Genomic DNA, 16,171 nt, shown 5'->3' with positions numbered 1-16,171 from the left:
TTACTGGGCTGGCTTAGAATGACAGCCACTTTTGGGCAAGTTGCATCAGGTGTTGCATTGCGGCCTTGAGCACAGCAACGCCGCAACGCCACGGTGCGAACGGATCGCTTACCGCGCCGCATTCGTGCTCTGCGCAGCACGCCCGACCTTGCCTGTTTGTAGCTCCGTTTGTAGCTCCGTTTTGTAGCCCGTCAAGCCACCGGTTTCTCTCGACATCATGCCCACCACTTCGCCTCAGTTCGCGCCTCTCGCACAACTCGCCGCCGCGCTTCGTGACGGTAAAACGACCAGCCGCGAGTTGGTGGAGCAGGCGCTCGAACGCATTGCAAACCCTTCGGGGCAGGGAGCGGTTTCGTTCCTGCACGTCGATGCAGAGCGCGCCCGCGCCGCCGCCGACGCCCATGACGCATTGCGCCGTGCGAGCACCGTCCTCTCACCGTTGGCGGGCATTCCTGTGTCGATCAAGGATCTCTTCGATATCGAAGGCCAGGTGACACGCGCCGGCTCGCGTGTACTGGCCGACTCACTGCCCGCCAAGGCCGACGCTGTCGCCGTTGCCCGGCTGCGGCGGGCGGGCGGCGTGATCGTCGGGCGCACCAACATGAGCGAATTCGCGTTCTCCGGGCTCGGGCTGAACCCGCACTACGGAACGCCGCACTCGCCGTATCGAAGCGATGTGGCGGGCGACGAACGGATTGCCGGAGGCTCGTCATCGGGCGCCGCGGCGTCGGTGGCGGACGGCATGGCGGCCATCGCGCTCGGCACAGACACCGGTGGCTCCATTCGCATCCCGGCGGCGCTCTGCGGGCTCACCGGCTTCAAGCCGACCGCTGCCCGCGTGCCTACGCAAGGCGGCGTGCCGCTTTCCACCACGCTCGACTCGTTCGGGCCTATCGGGTTGTCTGTGGCGTGCTGCGCGCTTGTAGACCGCATTCTCTCCGGCCGGGACTCCGGCGTACCCACGACTCGGCCCCGGCCACTGGACGGCGTGCGTCTGGGCGTGCTGGCCAACTACGTCATGGACGGTGTCGATGAAACGGTCGCCAGTGCCTACGCCGCGGCGATCGGACATCTATCGGCAGCCGGTGCGCTGGTGGAAGACGTGCGTTTCGCACCGCTCGAACGGCTTGCCGAGATCAACCGCTTCGGCTTCGCGCCAATCGAGGCTTACGCATGGCATCGGCCGCTACTCCAGGCCCACGCCGATGAATACGATCCCCGCGTCCGCGTGCGGATACTGAAAGGCCAGCCCGCGAGCGCGGCTGATTACATCGACTTGTTGCAGGCGCGCGCCACAATGATCGAGCAGGCGCGGGCGCTGTGGCAGCGGTTCGACGCCATTGTGTGCCCGACCGTGCCGGTCGTGCCGCCGCGCGTGGCCGACCTCGAACACGACGACGAAGCGTTCGGCCGAACCAACGCGCTGATCCTGCGCAACCCCTCCGTTTTCAATTTCCTGGATAGTTGCGCGTTGTCGCTGCCATGCCATCCACGGGGCGAAGCGCCGGTCGGCCTCATGCTGGCCGGGGCGCCGTTCGGCGACGACGCGCTGCTCTCCATCGGCCGTGCCGTGGAAGCGGTACTCGAAACCACGCGCTGAGCCGCTCACGCCGCGCCTGAAACCGTCTGGCGCCCGCGATCACGATAGAATTCCGTCGGCGGATGTGCCCTTTCAGGTGCCTTTTTCTCGAACAATTCGGAAAATATGAACAACTCCTTGAATCATTTCACCATGCACCACGACGAACGCGGGATTCGCCGCGAACGCCGATTGTTGGTTCTGCTCGCTGTGATCTGTCTGGGGCTCGTTGGCGGCGCGCTCTATCTTCAGTTCGTCAAAGGTGAAGATCCCTGCCCGCTTTGCATCATTCAACGCTACTTTTTCGTGCTGATCGCGGTCTTTGCCTTGCTCGGCGCTTCGTTCCGCGGATGGCGCGGGATTGCATTGCTCGAAATGCTGGTTGCGCTGTCCGCTCTCGGGGGCGTGGTAGCAGCCGCACGGCACGTTTATGTGCAGGCACACCCGGGATTCAGCTGCGGGTTCGACGCCCTCCAGCCTGTTGTGGATTCTCTTCCGCCCGCGCAGTGGCTGCCTCAGGTCTTCAAGGTCGCGGGGCTTTGCGAGACGCCCTATCCGCCCATTCTTGGACTCTCGTTGCCGCAATGGGGTCTTATCGCGTTTGGGGTGATCTTCCTGTCCGTCGCCGGCAGCTTGTGGGGCAAGCGCAGGTTGCGCGCTAGTTGAGTGCGGGTGGCGGGCGCTTCGGACCTTTGCCGAACTGGCCCCGCTTTCCGCAAAAGCTGAGGGCGCGATGCGTGGCGGGCCTCAGCCTTGCCAAAGACGCAGTTACCCAGCCATGCGTTTTGCGGCGTCGCCGCGCATGAATGTCCAATGCCGTTGTCCGCCCGCCGCCGCGCTTGGGCACCAACGGCCAAAACCTCGCTCTCTCGTTTCGTCGCACCCCTCCTGTCCCCTCAATATCCCTCCGTGTGCGTTCTTGGCGTTTTTTTCGCCGCCCTCATCCAGCTGTTCGCATAGTCTTGATACGTTTGCCGGAATCTTTTTGAGATATTGCGGTGATATCGTTATCTTTGGATGGCGATCCACGTGCGCTCTTTCGGCCTGTTTTCTTTGGAAACTGACGCCGATTTTCGCGTAACGCGCGCCCGATCCGCAATGTCTCGGACTTCTTTATGACAACGCAAACCATCCGGTTCTTCCAGCACAACGCCCTGCGCGAAGTGCGCGACGTACCCGCTTCGCGTACGGTGCTCCAGCATTTGCGCGAGCACGACCAATGCACCGGCACGAAAGAGGGATGCGCGGAAGGCGATTGCGGTGCGTGTACGGTGGTGATCGGTGAACTCGATGCGGAAGGCCAACCCGTCCTCAAGGCCGTCAACGCCTGCATCCAGTTCATGCCGACGCTCGACGGTCGAGCGCTCTTTACAGTTGAAGACCTGCGCGCCAAGGACGGCACGCTGCATCCGGTCCAGCAAGCCATGGTCGATTGCCACGGCTCGCAATGCGGCTTCTGCACGCCCGGTTTCGTGATGTCGATGTGGGCGCTTTATCAGAATCAGCCCGCCGACGCCGGCCTGCCCACCCGCGACGAAATCAACGCCGCCCTCTCCGGCAATCTCTGCCGCTGTACGGGCTATCGGCCGATCGTGGATGCGTCGCAGAAAATGTTCGAGTACCCTCGCGCACTGCTTGATCGTGACACGCTCAAGCGCCGGCTCGAAACCATCCGGCGCAAGGAAACGCTCGAATACGCGGCGCCCGACGCGCGCGGCGCTGCATTCGGCCACCCGACGTTTTTCGCGCCCGTCTCGCTCGCCGAATTCGCGCGCTTGCGTGCCGACCATCCGGACGCGCGCATCCTCGCCGGCAGCACGGACGTCGGCCTGTGGGTCACCAAGCAATTCCGCGATCTGGGCGACGTCCTGTATATCGCCAATGTGGCCGAACTCAAGGCGATTACCCGCGACGGGCAATGGTTGACTATCGGTGCTGCGGCCTCGCTGGAAGATTCATACGGCGCGCTCTCGGCCGTTTATCCGGAACTCGCGGAATTGTGGACGCGCTTTGCTTCGCTGCCCATTCGCAACGCCGGCACGCTCGGTGGCAACGTGGCGAACGGCTCGCCTATCGGCGATTCCATGCCGGCACTGATCGCGCTCGATGCTCAAATCGTGCTGCAAAAAGCCGCTAAAGTCCGCACGATGCCGCTCGATGCCTTCTATCTCGGCTATCAAAAATCCGCGCTGGAAACTGGCGAATTCGTCGCGGGAATTCGCGTGCCCTTGCCATCGGCGAACCTGCGCTTTCGGACTTACAAAATCTCCAAGCGCTACGACCAGGACATTTCGGCGGTGTGCGCCGCGTTCGCCGTGACGCTCGACGGCACTCGCGTGGCAGCCGCGCGGTTCGCGTTTGGCGGCATGGCCGCCACGCCCAAACGGGCATCGAATGCGGAAGCCGTGTTGGTGAACGAAGAGTGGAACGAGGCCAACGTGAAAGCCGCCATGTGCGCGCTGGACGTCGACTTCCAGCCGCTCACCGACATGCGGGCGTCGAGCGCGTACCGCAGCAAAGTGGCGCGCAACGTGCTGTGGCGTTTCTTCCTCGAAACCCGTGAGGACTCGCCGCTCGCACTCCACGACGTCAACGCGTTCGCGTTTGACGTGCAATGAGCAGCGTAACGTCACGCCGCGTCACACCAAGCCCCAAGGACCACGCCATGAACAAGCGTACCGATCCACATCATATCGACCGTGCCGCCGCTGACGCACTCACGCTGCACATCGACGCGAAAAAGCCGGAGCGCGCGGCGATTGGCGTCGGCTTGCCGCACGAATCGGCGGCCCTGCATGTGAGCGGCGAAGCGACTTACGTTGATGACATCGGCGAACTGCGCGGCACGCTGCACGCGGCGCTCGCCCTGTCGCGGCATGCACATGCGCGCATCGTGTCGATCAATCTCGACTTGGTTCTGGCCGCGCCCGGTGTGATCGCCGTGTTCACTGCCGACGATATCCCCGGCGAGAACAATTGCGGTCCCGTGCTCCACGACGACCCGATCCTCGCGAAAGATGAAGTGCTGTATCTGGGACAACCCGTGTTCGTGGTTATCGCGGAAACGCACGATCTCGCGCGCCGTGCCGCAGCGCTGGCGAAGAGCGAAGAAGTGATCCGATACGAACCGCTCGAAGCCATCCTGACGCCGCGCGACGCAAAAGCGAAACAGCAGTTCGTGCTGCCGCCGCTGCATCTGAAACGCGGCGATCCGGACGGAAAAATCGCGTCGGCAGCGCATCGGCTGCAGGGTGAATTCGAGGTTGGCGGGCAGGAGCAGTTCTATCTCGAAGGGCAGATCGCGTATGCCATTCCGAAGGAACTCGACGGCATGCTCGTCTACAGTTCCACGCAGCATCCGAGCGAAATGCAGCACCTGGTCGCGCATATGCTCGACTGGCCGACGCATAACGTCATCTGCGAATGCCGCCGGATGGGCGGCGGGTTCGGCGGCAAGGAATCGCAGTCGGGAATCTTTGCGTGCATCGCGTCGCTGGCGGCGCATTTGCTGCATCGGCCGGTGAAATTGCGCGCGGATCGTGACGACGACTTCATGATCACCGGCAAGCGCCACGACGCCGTCTACACCTACGAAGCCGGCTTCGATGACGACGGCCGCTTGCAAGGCGCACGTGTAGAAATCGCGTTGCGCGCGGGTTATTCGGCGGATTTGTCGGGTGCGGTGGCCACGCGCGCCGTCTGTCACTTCGACAACGCGTACTACCTGCAGGACGTCGATATCACCGCGCTCTGCTGCCGTACCAACACGCAGTCGAATACGGCGTTTCGCGGTTTCGGCGGTCCGCAAGGCGCGCTGGTGATGGAAATCATGATGGATGAAATCGCGCACCGGCTAAAACGCGATCCCGTCGATATCCGTCGCGTGAACTACTACGGCATCACCGAGCGCAACGTGACGCCGTACGGCCAGACCGTGGAAGACAACATCATCGCGCCGCTGACCGACGAACTGTTGGCATCGAGTGCGTATGTGCAGCGGCGTAAGGCTATCGCCGCGTTCAATGCAACGAGTCCCGTGCTCAAGCGCGGCATCGCGTTCACGCCGGTCAAGTTCGGCATCTCGTTCAACGTGCCGTTCCTGAACCAGGCTGGTGCGCTCGTGCATGTCTATAAAGACGGCTCCGCCCTCGTCAATCACGGCGGCACCGAGATGGGCCAAGGCCTGAACACCAAGGTCGCGCAGGTCGTGGCGAATGCGCTGGGCGTGCCGTTGTCGCGCGTGCGCGTGACCGCCACCGATACCTCGAAGATCGCGAATACATCGGCCACCGCCGCGTCCACCGGCAGCGACCTGAACGGCAAGGCGGCCGAAGCCGCCGCGCTCACCATTCGCGGCCGCCTTGCGGAACTCGCCGCGAAGCAGCTCGGCGGACGCGCGGAAGACGTGCGTTTTCACGATGGCGTGGTCGAGTCGAACGGCGGCCAGATGCCTTTCGATCAACTGGTCGGGGCCGCCTATCTCTCGCGCGTGCAGTTGTGGTCGGATGGTTTTTACGCCACGCCCAAGGTCAACTGGGATTCGAAAACGCTGACCGGGCAGCCCTTCTACTACTTCGCGTATGGCGCGGCGATCTCGGAAGTGGTCGTGGACACGCTCACCGGCGAGTGGCGGCTGTTGCGCACGGACATCCTCCACGACGCGGGACAGTCGATCAATCCCGCGCTCGATATCGGCCAGGTAGAAGGCGGTTTTGTCCAGGGCATGGGTTGGCTCACGACGGAAGAACTCTGGTGGAATCGCGACGGCAGGCTGATGACGCACGCACCGTCGACGTACAAGATACCATCGGTGAGCGACATTCCGGCCGCCATGAACGTCGCGCTCTACGATAACCAGAACGTCGAGCCGACCGTGTTTCGATCGAAAGCCGTGGGCGAACCGCCGTTGCTGCTCGGTTTCTCGGTGTTGCTGGCGATCCGCGCCGCGGTGGCGTCGGTCGCACCCGATTCAACCGATGCGCCCGTACTGCGCGCGCCGGCCACACCCGAATCGATCCTGAATGCACTGGACGCGCAGGCATTGAAAATGCTCGCCGCGACGACTCAGGACGTCGCCCAGCCTGTGCCGGTCAACTAACTAACCCGGAGCCCATTCGATGCAAGCCTGGCTACACGATCTGCAACACCTCCTCGCGCACGGCGACGCCGTCGTGCTGGTGACGGTCGCGCGCGTGGAAGGCTCGGCGCCGCGCGAAGCAGGCACGAAGATGATCGTCACGCGCGACGATGCACGCCATACCATCGGCGGCGGTCATCTGGAATGGAAGGCGATTGAGACAGCGCGGCAGGTGCTGAAAGACGGCGCCCGCAGTCCTCACATGCGCCGGCTCGAGCGTTTCGCGCTCGGCCCAAGCCTGGGTCAATGCTGCGGCGGCGCGGTCGTGGTGGCGTTCGAACGGCTGGATATTGGCGATCTTGCCTGGGTCACGTCGTTGAACAAACGCATGGCGCAGGGACTGTCCACCGTGCGCAGCGTCGGGTTCGGCCCGATTCCAGACGGCGTGATGATCTCGGACCCGGAACCGGGCGTGACTGGCCCGGATTGCCTGCTCTGGGACGGCGCGGGTTTCGACGAAAGCGGCTCGTTGCTCACCGAAACCATTGCAGTGCGCGACTTTCCCGTGGTGCTGTTCGGTGCGGGCCACGTGGGTGCGGCGCTGGTCAGGGTGCTCGCGAATTTGCCATGCCGGGTGGTGTGGGTGGACGAACGCGATGAAACATTCCCGCCCATGGACGGCATCCCCCCAAATGTCACGCTGGACGCCAGCGGAATCCCCGAAGCCGCCGTGGACGAAGCGCCTGCCAATAGCTACTTTCTGGTGATGACGCACAACCACGCGCTCGATCTCGAACTCGCCGAGCGTATTCTCCGGCGCGGAGATTTTGCGTTTTTCGGCATGATTGGCTCGCATACGAAGAAAATGCTGTTCGAGCGCCGACTCGAGTCGCGAGGCCTGGATCCCGTGTTGATCAGCCGCATGACGTGCCCAATCGGCGTACCCGGCATTGTTGATAAAGCGCCGGAAATGATTGCAGTATCGGTGGCAGCTCAGTTGCTGCAGAAGGTCGAGGAACGCGCCGCGCACAGCTACAATTCCGCGCAGCATCCGCAAACCGCGTGATCCCAGACCTTTTAAAGCACAAAACAAGCATGAATCCCACTCTCGCTGACAAGATCGCCCGCGCGCCCAAGGCCGAACTCCACATTCACATTGAAGGTTCGCTCGAGCCCGAGTTGATCTTCGAACTCGCGAAGCGCAACGGTGTGACGCTCGCGTACGACTCTATCGACACATTGCGCGCGGCCTACGCGTTCACCGACCTGCAATCGTTCCTCGACATCTACTACGCGGGCGCGAGCGTGCTGCTGCACGAGCGCGATTTCCACGACATGACCCTCGCGTATGTTGAACGCGCGCTCGCCGATCATGTCACGCACACCGAAATTTTCTTCGATCCACAGACGCACACAGAACGTGGCGTATCGATCGCCACGGCGGTCGCGGGTATCGAAAGCGCGCTGGCTGAAGGTGAGCGGCGCGGTTTGACGAGCAAGCTGATCCTGTGTTTCCTGCGCCATTTGCCGGAAGAAGATGCGCTCAAGACCTTCGATGAAGCGTTGCCCTTGTTCGATCAATATGCGCATCGGCTAATTGGTGTCGGGCTGGATTCTTCCGAACGCGGTCATCCGCCGTCGAAGTTCGCGCGCGTGTTCGCGAAGGCGCGTGAGAAGGGATTGAAGCTCGTGGCGCACGCAGGCGAGGAAGGGCCGCCCGCCTACGTGTACGAAGCGCTCGACGTGCTGAAAGTAGACCGCGTGGATCACGGCGTGCGCAGCATGGAAGACCCGGCGCTGGTCGCCCGTCTCGCCGATGCCCGCATTGCACTCACCGTCTGCCCGCTGTCGAACCTGAAGCTACGCTTGTTCGACGACATGGCGAAACACACGCTCAAGGCGCTGCTGGATCAGGGTGTGGCCGTGATGATTAACTCCGACGACCCCGCGTATTTCGGCGGCTACGTGAACGCCAATTACTTCGCGATCCTCGACGCATTGAAACTCAATGACGCCGAGTGTTACACACTGTTGAAAAACAGCCTGGAAGCGTCATTCGTGACGGACGCCGAACGCCTCGCGATGGTCGCCAAACTCGATGCCTACTGGTACGACGGGCACGACGGGTACGCGGCGGCTTGAGCGAGAACATCATGGCTACGATTACCAACGACACCACCACGCTCGAGCGTTTCTTCGGCATCCGCGCGGCGGGTTCGCGCACCAAGACCGAGATTGTTGCGGGCATCACGACCTTCCTCACGGCGATGTACATCATCGTCGTCAATCCCGGAATCTTGTCGCAGGCAGGCGTCCCCTTTCCCGCAGCGCTGACAGCCACCGTGGTTGTCAGTTTCCTCGGCAGTTGCGCGATGGGCCTCTACGCGCGCAACCCGGTGCTCGTCGCGCCCGGCATGGGCATGAACGCGCTGTTCGCGTTCGTGATGGTTCACAGCGGCAAGATGTCGTGGCAGACCGCGCTCGGCTGCGTGTTCTGGGCCGGCGTGATCTTCGCGGTGCTTGCGGCGTTCAACGCGCGCAAGCTGGTCGTCGATGCTATTCCGGCGAACCTGCGTCATGCGGTGTCGTGCGGTATCGGACTGTTTATCAGCCTGATCGGACTGGTCAACGCGAAGTTTGTTATCAGCGATCCCGTGACGATCGTGCATTCGGCATCGCTGAATCCGGTGGTGATCACGTTCCTGGTCGGCCTCGCGGTGACTACGATTCTGGTTGCACGAAAGGTGACCGGCGCGTTGATGATCGGCATTATTTTCACGACCGTGATTGCGATTCCCATCGGCCGCTTTTGGGGCGACGGCACCGCTTACTGGCCGGCAGCGATTGCCACCAAGACGCTCGTGAACTGGAACGGTCTGTTCTCGGCGCCGGACTTTTCGGCGATCGGCCAACTGGACCTGCTCGGCTCACTGAAGGTGATCTACTGGCCGTTTATTTTCGTGATGCTGTTCACGTCTTTCTTCGACGCGCTCTCCACGTTCATGGCGATCTCGGAAGCCGGCAAGCTCTACGATGAAGACGGCAACCCGCGCAACATCCGCCAGTCGATGATCGTCGATTCATTCGCCGCGCTGGTCTCCGCGCCGCTCGGCACGAGCCCGGCGAATGCGTATATAGAATCGGCGGCGGGCATTTCCGCGGGCGGTCGCACGGGGCTCGTCGCGGTCGTCGCCGGCTTGTGTTTCCTGCCCTTCCTGTTCCTCTCGCCGCTGCTCTCGCTGGTGCCCGCCATTGCGACCGCGCCCGCGCTGGTGCTGGTCGGCGTGTTCATGATGGAGTCGATCACCAAGATTGAATGGAGCCGTTTCGACGAAGCCATTCCCGCTTTCCTCGCGATGATCCTGATCCCGCTGACCTATTCGATCACCGATGGCATCGCGTACGGCTTCCTCGCGTTTGTCGTGATCAAGTCGTTCACTGGTCGCAGAAAAGAAATCAAGCCGGCGATGTGGATTGTCGCCGCGCTGTCGTTGCTGTTGTTGACACAGCTATAAGGGCGTTGACCCGCTTTACTGGAGACGTTTCACCCATGACTCAGACCGCTTACCGCGCACAGCTACTTACTTTCCGCGACGACCCTGCTTTTTCCGATGACAACGCCGTGTATGAAACCGACGGCCTGTTGCTGGTGGAAGATGGCCGCGTGGTTGCAGCGGGCGCGTATGCGGCGTTGCGCGCCGAGATAGCGCCCGATGCAATCGTGAAGGATCTGCGGGACAAATTGATCGTGCCGGGTTTCATCGACTCGCACATTCACTATCCGCAGACCGACATGATCGCCTCGCCTGCGCCGGGTCTGTTGCCATGGTTGAACACGTACACGTTTCCGACCGAACGCAAATTCGAAGACCCGGCGTACGCGCGCGAGACGGCGGCCTTTTTCATCGATGAACTGCTGGCTTGCGGCACGACCACGGCCCTCGTTTATTGCACGGTCCACAAGCAATCCGCCGATGCCTTCTTTAGCGAGAGCGAATCACGCAACCTGCGCATGATCGCGGGCAAGGTGCTGATGGATCGCAACTGCCCGGAGTATCTGCGCGACACAGCGCAATCGGGCTATGACGACAGCGCCGAACTCATCGCACGCTGGCATGGTCGCGGGCGCCAGGAATACGCGCTGACGCCGCGTTTTGCGCCAACCTCGACGGAGGCACAACTCGAAGCCTGCGCGGTGATCGCGCGCAAGCACCAGGACGTGTATATCCAGAGCCACGTTGCCGAAAACACCGATGAGATCAAGTGGGTCGAAAGCTTGTTTCCGGGGCATCGGAGCTATCTGGATATCTACGATCACTATGACTTGCTGCGTCAGCGCGCGGTCTACGGCCATTGCATCTATCTCGACGATGCCGACCGCCAGCGCATGGCTGAAACAGGCGCGGTGGCGTCGCATTGCCCGACATCGAATTTGTTCCTCGGCAGTGGTTTGTTCGATATTGAAAAGGCCGGCGCCGCGAAGATGCCGGTGGCGCTTGCAACCGACGTAGGCGGCGGCACGACGTTTTCGATGCTGCAAACCATGGGCGAAGCGCACAAGATCGCGCGACTGACGGGCCATCACCTGACCGCGGCGCGTATGTTCTGGCTGGCGACCACGGGCGCGGCTCAAGTGCTCGACATGGCGGACCGCGTCGGGACGCTGAAGCCCGGTTCCGAGGCGGATTTCGTCGTGCTGGACCCCGCCGGCACGCCTTTGCTCGCGCGCCGGACGACGCGCGCGGAATCGCTGGAAGAACTGCTGTTCGCGTTCGCGATGCTCGGCGACGACCGCGCCGTGTTCGAAACCTACGCGGCGGGGAAATGCGTGCATGGGAGAGAGACGCGGCGCGCGACTGTGCCGGAGTTGGCCGCGGCTTGAAGTCGGGGTTATTCACTGACGCGCGAACCCGAGCATGAGGTCGCTCGCCGAACGCGGCCTTGATTAGTTAAATGCCAAGTTGAGCGTGCCGAGCAAATTCGGCGCTGAAACCTGCTCGGGCGCCTTAATTTCGCTTAACTATCTTTATCGAAGGAGTGGGTTCAGGCACGTTTCGAATCCATTCGCACAGCTCACCTTAATTCCGCAGAGGATTGCGTACTTGCGCAATCCTCTGCAAACCGAACGGCCCCTGCTCCCCGCAGCGCCCCGCCAGACGGGCATCAAGCACTTGTTTCAGCACACTTTTCCGCTTCCCGCTAAAGTCTAGGCTTTTGGCAACGCCGTGTGCGTACTCACGTCGCGTCCTTCACGGGCACGTGGACAGAAACAAACAAACATGAAGCCACTTGTACAAGCCGTCCGCATCGGCTTATTCATATTTATTGGAGCATTGTCGACGCAGGCTTCGGCTTATGCGCTGGACTCCCAGCTCGACTGCAAATCGACCGCGCACGCGTTCATCGCGCCGCTTCAGGAAAACCACACGATAGAAACCACGCCTATGCGTGTGGAAACCAATTCAATCAACGCATTCAAACCGACGCACGGCAGCCACCTCACGGCGTTCGATTTCGGCGTATTCGCGGTGGTTGGGTATCAGAAGAATGACGCGATTTTCAAGCAGGGCAGCGGCGAACCGATCGCCGACTCGGCTTATGGCGCTGTCGTGATTGGCGGGGAAGACTCAGTCAAGGAAAAGGTCCGCGCGGCCGGCAGCGACGCTGTTATTCATCACGTCGCGCCCTTTATTACCGCGATCTTCTGCAACCGCGATTAGTCGCGAGCAAGCCAAGTGATCCACTCGGTCCACTCGATCGACGACTAGCACGCGTCAAAAGGCCGCGCCAACATTGGTTGGTGCGGCCTTTGGGTGAACAGCAGACGTTTGAAGCAAGAACGGCGCTAGATTTAGCGATCGAACCGCGCGCCCGCCTAACGTCCAATATGCGCTTGCAACCGGCGACGCACATCTTCCGGCGTGATCGACGGCCGCGGCAGGTCGCTCGGCGTACCGGTGTTGATCGACAGCCGCGCGAAACGCACGCCATCGACGTCCTTCGCGTCGAACAACCGGTCGATGATCGAAAGGTCATCGCCGTCGAGCGCCATCGCGTACCCGCACGCTGAAGCGATCCGCGCGAACTCTACGCCCTGCGACACCGTCGCCTGACCGCCGGTCGACTCATGCGCGCCGTTGTCCAGCAGCAAGTGGGTGAGGTTGGCCGGCCCATAAGCGCCGAGGGTCGCGAACACGCCCATGCGCATCAGCGCGGCGCCGTCGCCGTCGAGCGCAACCACGTTCAGGTCAGGCCGCGACAACGCCAGGCCGAGCGCCATAGGCGTCACACAACCCATTGATCCGACGAGATACACCTGGTTCTCGCGGTCATCGATAGCGTAGAGTTCCCGCCCGCAAAATCCCGTCGACGCCAGCACAACCGTCGACTCTTTCGGCGTGCGCGCAATCACGCGCTGCAACGCGTCATGACGTGACACGCGTTCGCCAGTGACTTCAAACGACTCGACCTCGGCGCGCTCGTTCAATGAGCGCTGACGCACACCGCTCAAGCCTTTCTTGTTCAACTTGTAAGGCGCGACGCTGCCCTTCTGCATCACCAACGCATAAGGACGTCCGGTGCTGTCCATATGCGCAGTTGCACGATCGAGCGCGGGTCCGATTGCATCGGCTTCCGTCGGGAACAGTTCCCATGGAATTTCCATGGTCTCGAGCATGGCCGGCGTGACGGGTCCCATCAGCGCGTGTTGCGGCTCGTCGGCGACACCCGGCTGACCGCGCCACGTGACGATCAACAATTGCGGCAGCCTGAACGTCCACGTGAGCGATGTGAGCGGGCTCACCGCGTTGCCGAGCCCGGAGTTCTGCATCATTGAAATGCCGCGACGCGCCTTATGCACGCCCGACGCGCCAAGCGCCACGCCCGCGATCAACGCAACCGCATCACCTTCATTCGCCGCCGACACGTAATTCAGCGACTCATCCTGCAGCACGTAATTGATGAACGGCGTCAGATACGAGCACGGCACGCCCGCGTACCAGTCGAAACCGCGCTCGCGCGCGGCTTCGACGAATTGTGCGGCTTCGATCACGCGCCGGCCTCCGAGGAGCCCGAGCCGTTCGATCCGTACGGCGCTTGTCCGTGCGCGAAATCGCCGGCTTGCCGCAACTCGTCCAGGTCGTTCACACCGCGCCAGTGGCCGTGCACGTACTGCACTTCGATCTTTTCATCCGCGGCCACCAGCGCGTTGAGCAGCGCGGCCATGTCGAGCTTGGCGAAGTCATCGCGTTGCTGCAGCTTTTCGAGCATGGTGACCAGACGTTCACGGCCAGCACCGCGCACGTTGAGCAGACCCATCCAGCGGCCTTGCGGCGTCTTGGCATTCGCAGGACCCGCCGAGCTCGTCACGCTTTCGAGCCAGACTTTCTGTCCGAACAACGCGCGATCGTCAGCGGTCGAGCAATACGCAAAGTCCGTCGATGCCCCGCCGGCTGCCGGCGTCTGCGACGAATCCACGACCACGCAGAAGTCGCTGTCCGACTCCACCAGATCGCGAAGAATGTAGCTGCGGAACAAGAGATCGCCGTAGGAGATCACGGTGTCGGCGGTGAACGACTTCGCCGCGCATGCCAGCGACGCCAGTTCGCCCGTTTGCTCGTGCTTCTCGTTCACAACCAGCCGGATCCCCGATGTATCGATGGCATCGGCGCGATAACCGCCCACCACGGTAATGTCGTTGATACCTTCTTTCTTGAATGCTTCAACCAGACGGCGCAGCAGCGGCTTGCCCGCGATCGGCAGCATGACCTTGGGTTTATCGGCGGTAACGGCTTCCAGCCCTGCGCCCCGGCTTGCCGCGAGCACGACGGCATTGCGCGATGCACTCGCCGACGACAGATACACGCTTTCAGCGGTCGAATATTCCTCGGCGTCCTGAAGACGGAAGATTTCGTTCACCGTCGCCACGCGGTCTTCCACGTTCACGAGCGTCTCGCTGCTGTGGATTTCCTTCGCGATCGCCTGCATGGTCGACGCCGCGCCGCGCAGCAAATGGTTCGCCCAGATCACCGTGCTGATGCCGGCTTGACGGAACACATCGGTGGGCGTGCTGTAGTACTTGGTCGGCACGATCACAAGCGGTCCACGACCCGCCCATTCGCGCGCGAACGTGAGGATTTCGTCGGGCTTCGAGAGCTTGCTGTGAATCAGGATGGCGTCCGCACCGGCCTGACGATAAGCCTCCGCGCGCTTCAGCGCTTCTTCCATACCCCAGCCCGCGATCAACGCTTCCACGCGTGCAACGATGGAGAAATTCGGATCGCTTTGCGAGTCCTTGCCGGCCTTGATCTTGCCGCAGAACTCGTCCATTTCGGCGAGCGGCTGACGCTCGCCGTTCAGGAAGCTATTGGTCTTCGGAAACTGCTTGTCTTCGATACATACGCCAGCAATGCCGCGCTGCTCCAGCTTTTTCACCAGCCGGCGCACGTTATTGAAGTTGCCGTAGCCGGTGTCGCCATCCAGCAGAATAGGCAGGTCGCTCGCATCCGCCATGAACTCGAGCGTGTCGACCACCTGGGTCCAGCTCGCTTCGTTGTTGTCGCGTACGCCGAACTGTGCGGAGATCGTGAGACCCGAGCCCCAGATCGCCTTGAAACCGGCTTCCTTCACAATGCGCGCGGACAGGCCGTTATGCGCTTCCATCAGGAATTCGAGCTGGTTACTTTGCAGCATCTCGCGCAGGCGAAGGCTGCGGGCATAGGCAGCGGGTAGTTGATACGGTGCGTTCATCGTAGGGCTCCTGCAAGCTGACGCAGTTGCGGCAAGACTTCGTCGGCCGCGCGTTTAACGTCGTTCTGAAAATCGATTTCTATCCAAGGCGCGCCGGTTACGTCGGCCACATCGAATACCTGACTACGTTCCAGCAGCAGATCGCGCACAGCTTCCTCGTGCGGCAAGTTGGCACGGCCCGTCGCGACATACCCCGCAACGAGTTCGGCCAGACGCCGCGCCGCCGTTTCGTCGAAGCGAAAAAAACCCACCGACTCGCCGATCACGTCAAACTTCAGGTCCGCCAGCACTTGCTTGCGCAGTTCCACCGGCACGCCATTCGCGACGCACAGTTTCACGGGTTCATCGCCGGCTTCGAAATCACGGTCGATCAGCAAGCGATTCACCGGTCCTGCGCCCGCCACCAGCGGCTCGAGAATGCGCTCGTCGTAGAGCACGTCGGCGTCCATCAGCAGCACGTCTCCGCCACGCGTCAGCGCTTCGGCCGCCGTGTGCACGGACAGCGCGCTGCCGAGCGAAAACTCGCGATTCACGACCACTTCCGTATGCGGTTTCCAGTCGATCGCGGCAAGTTCCGCTTCCACCTGTTCATGCTTGAAGCCGAGCACAAAGACGATTTCGTCAACGCCGGCTGTCTTCAGTAGTTGAAGATGGCGTTCGAGCAGCGACGACTCGCCGAAACGCAGCAGGCACTTCGGCTTTTGCTGTCCTTCCGGCTGAACCAGGCGCAAACCCATCCCGGCGGCAAGAATAATTGCGCGCATGTT

12 protein-coding genes are annotated in these 16,171 nt (G+C 62.0%); 9 read left to right on the top strand and 3 right to left on the bottom strand.

What is annotated here, in order from left to right; genetic code table 11:
* Positions 1–217: 217 nt before the first annotated feature.
* From SBC1_RS04605 to SBC1_RS04565, 9 genes are all read left to right on the top strand, one after another.
* Positions 218–1,600, top strand: a complete 1,383-nt coding sequence (locus SBC1_RS04605) for an amidase (protein ID WP_165087710.1) — start codon at positions 218–220, stop codon at positions 1,598–1,600.
* 132 nt (positions 1,601–1,732) lie between these two features.
* A complete protein-coding gene (locus tag SBC1_RS04600) occupies positions 1,733–2,245 on the top strand; it encodes a disulfide bond formation protein B (RefSeq protein ID WP_165093062.1) in 513 nt (170 codons plus the stop codon).
* 449 nt (positions 2,246–2,694) lie between these two features.
* Entirely contained in the window at positions 2,695–4,197 is a 1,503-nt protein-coding gene (xdhA, locus tag SBC1_RS04595) for a xanthine dehydrogenase small subunit (RefSeq protein WP_165087707.1), read from the top strand.
* A 47-nt stretch (positions 4,198–4,244) separates the two neighbouring features.
* Positions 4,245–6,677: a xanthine dehydrogenase molybdopterin binding subunit gene (gene xdhB / locus SBC1_RS04590; protein WP_165087704.1), complete on the top strand. Its 2,433-nt coding sequence runs from the start codon at positions 4,245–4,247 to the stop codon at positions 6,675–6,677.
* A 19-nt stretch (positions 6,678–6,696) separates the two neighbouring features.
* A complete protein-coding gene (gene xdhC, locus SBC1_RS04585) occupies positions 6,697–7,722 on the top strand; it encodes a xanthine dehydrogenase accessory protein XdhC (RefSeq protein ID WP_165087700.1) in 1,026 nt (341 codons plus the stop codon).
* A gap of 29 nt (positions 7,723–7,751) precedes the next feature.
* Positions 7,752–8,798, top strand: coding sequence for an adenosine deaminase (locus SBC1_RS04580; protein ID WP_165987479.1), 1,047 nt, complete (start codon positions 7,752–7,754; stop codon positions 8,796–8,798).
* A gap of 11 nt (positions 8,799–8,809) precedes the next feature.
* Positions 8,810–10,171 carry an NCS2 family permease gene (locus tag SBC1_RS04575; RefSeq protein WP_165087692.1) on the top strand — a complete coding sequence of 454 codons (1,362 nt, stop codon included), beginning with the start codon at positions 8,810–8,812 and terminating at the stop codon, positions 10,169–10,171.
* A gap of 35 nt (positions 10,172–10,206) precedes the next feature.
* Positions 10,207–11,538, top strand: coding sequence for a guanine deaminase (gene guaD, locus SBC1_RS04570; protein WP_165987477.1), 1,332 nt, complete (start codon positions 10,207–10,209; stop codon positions 11,536–11,538).
* Positions 11,539–11,935: 397 nt separating this feature from the next.
* Positions 11,936–12,376 (top strand): hypothetical protein, encoded by a 441-nt coding sequence (locus SBC1_RS04565; RefSeq protein WP_165087683.1) that lies wholly within the window; start codon positions 11,936–11,938, stop codon positions 12,374–12,376.
* 155 nt (positions 12,377–12,531) lie between these two features.
* Here SBC1_RS04565 and aepY read toward each other — a convergent pair whose 3' ends face one another.
* The 3 genes from aepY to SBC1_RS04550 are packed head-to-tail and all read right to left on the bottom strand — an operon-like array spanning position 12,532 to position 16,168.
* Positions 12,532–13,707: a phosphonopyruvate decarboxylase gene (aepY, locus tag SBC1_RS04560; RefSeq protein WP_165987475.1), complete on the bottom strand. Its 1,176-nt coding sequence runs from the start codon at positions 13,705–13,707 to the stop codon at positions 12,532–12,534.
* Positions 13,704–15,404, bottom strand: coding sequence for a phosphoenolpyruvate mutase (gene aepX, locus SBC1_RS04555; protein ID WP_165987473.1), 1,701 nt, complete (start codon positions 15,402–15,404; stop codon positions 13,704–13,706). Before aepX ends, aepY begins: the two co-directional genes overlap by 4 nt.
* Positions 15,401–16,168 carry an NTP transferase domain-containing protein gene (locus tag SBC1_RS04550; RefSeq protein ID WP_165987471.1) on the bottom strand — a complete coding sequence of 256 codons (768 nt, stop codon included), beginning with the start codon at positions 16,166–16,168 and terminating at the stop codon, positions 15,401–15,403. The genes aepX and SBC1_RS04550 overlap by 4 nt, the downstream gene beginning before the upstream one ends.
* Positions 16,169–16,171 lie beyond the last annotated feature (3 nt).

This window comes from Caballeronia sp. SBC1, assembly GCF_011493005.1.
Taxonomy (GTDB): Bacteria; Pseudomonadota; Gammaproteobacteria; order Burkholderiales; family Burkholderiaceae; genus Caballeronia.
The sequence above is the reverse complement of the archived record's forward strand: the minus strand, read 5'-3'. Positions and strand labels throughout refer to the sequence as shown.

What these genes read in the sequence shown, in the direction of transcription:
- SBC1_RS04565 (WP_165087683.1), top strand. Translation starts at nt 11,936, where the DNA reads ATGAAGCCACTTGTACAAGCCGTCCGCATCGGCTTATTCATATTTATT.
- SBC1_RS04580 (WP_165987479.1), top strand. Translation starts at nt 7,752, where the DNA reads ATGAATCCCACTCTCGCTGACAAGATCGCCCGCGCGCCCAAGGCCGAA.
- xdhA (WP_165087707.1), top strand. Translation starts at nt 2,695, where the DNA reads ATGACAACGCAAACCATCCGGTTCTTCCAGCACAACGCCCTGCGCGAA.
- SBC1_RS04600 (WP_165093062.1), top strand. Translation starts at nt 1,733, where the DNA reads ATGCACCACGACGAACGCGGGATTCGCCGCGAACGCCGATTGTTGGTT.
- xdhB (WP_165087704.1), top strand. Translation starts at nt 4,245, where the DNA reads ATGAACAAGCGTACCGATCCACATCATATCGACCGTGCCGCCGCTGAC.
- SBC1_RS04550 (WP_165987471.1), bottom strand. Translation starts at nt 16,168, where the DNA reads ATGCGCGCAATTATTCTTGCCGCCGGGATGGGTTTGCGCCTGGTTCAG.
- SBC1_RS04605 (WP_165087710.1), top strand. Translation starts at nt 218, where the DNA reads ATGCCCACCACTTCGCCTCAGTTCGCGCCTCTCGCACAACTCGCCGCC.
- guaD (WP_165987477.1), top strand. Translation starts at nt 10,207, where the DNA reads ATGACTCAGACCGCTTACCGCGCACAGCTACTTACTTTCCGCGACGAC.
- aepX (WP_165987473.1), bottom strand. Translation starts at nt 15,404, where the DNA reads ATGAACGCACCGTATCAACTACCCGCTGCCTATGCCCGCAGCCTTCGC.
- xdhC (WP_165087700.1), top strand. Translation starts at nt 6,697, where the DNA reads ATGCAAGCCTGGCTACACGATCTGCAACACCTCCTCGCGCACGGCGAC.
- SBC1_RS04575 (WP_165087692.1), top strand. Translation starts at nt 8,810, where the DNA reads ATGGCTACGATTACCAACGACACCACCACGCTCGAGCGTTTCTTCGGC.